This is a genomic window from Nonomuraea sp. NPDC026600 (assembly GCF_040638335.1).
In the GTDB taxonomy this organism is placed as follows: Bacteria; Actinomycetota; Actinomycetes; order Streptosporangiales; family Streptosporangiaceae; genus Nonomuraea.
Genome location: NZ_JBEZYD010000106.1, coordinates 1 through 1833 on the forward strand (window position 1 = coordinate 1; position 1833 = coordinate 1833).

Genomic DNA, 1833 nt, shown 5'->3' on the forward strand with positions numbered 1-1833 from the left:
CCAGTCCTCCACCTTGATCACCCTCCAGAGTGACTGAAGGGGGTCAGTTTTCAGCCGTCGCCACGGGGTCAGTTTTCACCCGTCGTCGACAGGCGGCGGCAGCCCGCCTCACGCAGCGACTGCTGGCGTAACGAATGTCGTAGACATCGGTTACCGTGACCGACATGTCCGAAGCTTCATTTTTAATGGTGCATGTCAGCCAAAGCGTTACAGGACAGGACAATCTTGCCTTCGGGCTCGAGACTCGATCCTGGGGATTTCCGAGCCGCCTTGAGGACTATTCGGGCATCAAGATGGACTTCGTCATCCTCGGAACAGGCGCGAGTCCCCGAGTGGGCCTTGAGACTTGGCTGCACGACACGATCGACCTGTATGTATGCCAAGCAGTCGGCAACATGTATGAGGGCGCAGCTCCACACTGGCCTGACGAGGTCGATGATCACCGCGTCATATATCCGACGCGGTTCGGCATCGAGCCGCTCGCTGGGCTGGCCACCGTTCCTCTGGGCCCAACTGGCCCATTACCCGAAGCAGCTAGCGACGCGATCCGCCAGTCGGGCGTCCACCGTGGCTTCGGCAAGCCAGTCCGATTTGATCCCGACAAGCTGTTCAAGCTCATGGACGTCACTCCCAAGCTCACCTCTGCCGGCAGCGCTCTGGTCATTCCGTTGAGCCAAACCCGCCCGGTCTCGCTGCCGGTCCGTTCCACGCTCCCGCGGAGGGTCAGCCGCGGTAAGGGTGCCGGACGGCAGATCGACCCGCGAAAGCGCGAGGCTATCGAGCGCCACGCGGTCGACCTGGCGATAGGGCACTACGAGCAGGCCGGCTGGAAGGTGGAAGAAGTCGGCAAGCCCTACGACCTGCGTCTTACCAAAGCTGGCGCCGAGCGGCGTGTGGAGGTCAAGGGCACCACGGGCGCTCCCACGTCGGTGGAGCTGACCGTCAACGAAGTCCAGCACGCCCGCGAGTTTCCCGAAGTCGACCTATTCGTGGTCAGCGACATCACCGTTGCGGGCATTACCCCCGACTTCACCACCAGCGGTGGCGCCGTGACCTTGCTGCCCGATTGGGAACCCGCTGAAGAGGATCTACGGCCGACTCGTTTCGAGTACCGCATTCCCTCATGACGGTCGCACCGTACGGCCTCGACCACGACCCCGCCGCGACCGGATTCCCATGAGGCGTCCGGCCGGTGCGCACTCGTCATCTCACCTCCACGAGGAGCTACGAGGGTGAAGCCCCGCTACCTGCTGGCACGCTCGGCTGGTGACCTGGCCGCGATGGACACCGAAGACCTCGTCCGGGCACTTGTCCGCCGGGCCGGCGAGGTGTACCAGATTGCCGTCAGCGATCCAGAGAAACAATCATGGCGCGCCAGCATCAAAACGGTCGTCGACGTCCTACTCATGGCCGGGCTCGGCGACGTGATGGTGCTGCTGGAAATGAGCACTCTGAGCAGCGACGCACGCATCGACATGCTGCTTGTGGGCTCCCACCCAGACACCGGCGAGCTGTCGGCCGTCACCGTGGAGAACAAGCAGTGGTCGAAGCTCGCCGTAAATCCGCTCACCCGCAGAATCACCCACCTCGGCGCGGGACCTGAGGACAGCCAACACCCAGTCGAGCAGGTTTGGGACTACTGCAGGGCGCTAGAACGTCAAGTGCCGATGCTACGCGGGGCGCTGTGGGGCGTGGCGAACCTGCATAACGCCACAGCCACAGCCATCGCCAAAATTATGTAAGCATTCAGGAGCTCAAGATCGCGATGGCGTGAGCAGCGCCCGCGCGGTGGGATGATCTTCGGGTGCCGAGGACCCCGGATCGCCGCCCGTC

Annotated in this window: 2 protein-coding genes; both read left to right on the top strand. The window is 63.3% G+C overall.

Annotated features, from left to right (window positions below):
* Positions 1 to 164 precede the first annotated feature (164 nt).
* Complete coding sequence (locus AB0F17_RS66390) at positions 165 to 1127, top strand: DUF3883 domain-containing protein (protein WP_358047841.1); 963 nt, start codon at positions 165 to 167, stop codon at positions 1125 to 1127.
* 105 nt (positions 1128 to 1232) lie between these two features.
* Positions 1233 to 1742: a hypothetical protein gene (locus AB0F17_RS66395; RefSeq protein WP_358047843.1), complete on the top strand. Its 510-nt coding sequence runs from the start codon at positions 1233 to 1235 to the stop codon at positions 1740 to 1742.
* The last annotated feature ends 91 nt before the right edge of the window (positions 1743 to 1833 follow it).

Coding starts and splice junctions, on each gene's coding strand:
- AB0F17_RS66390 (WP_358047841.1), top strand. CDS start 165: ATGTCCGAAGCTTCATTTTTAATGGTGCATGTCAGCCAAAGCGTTACA.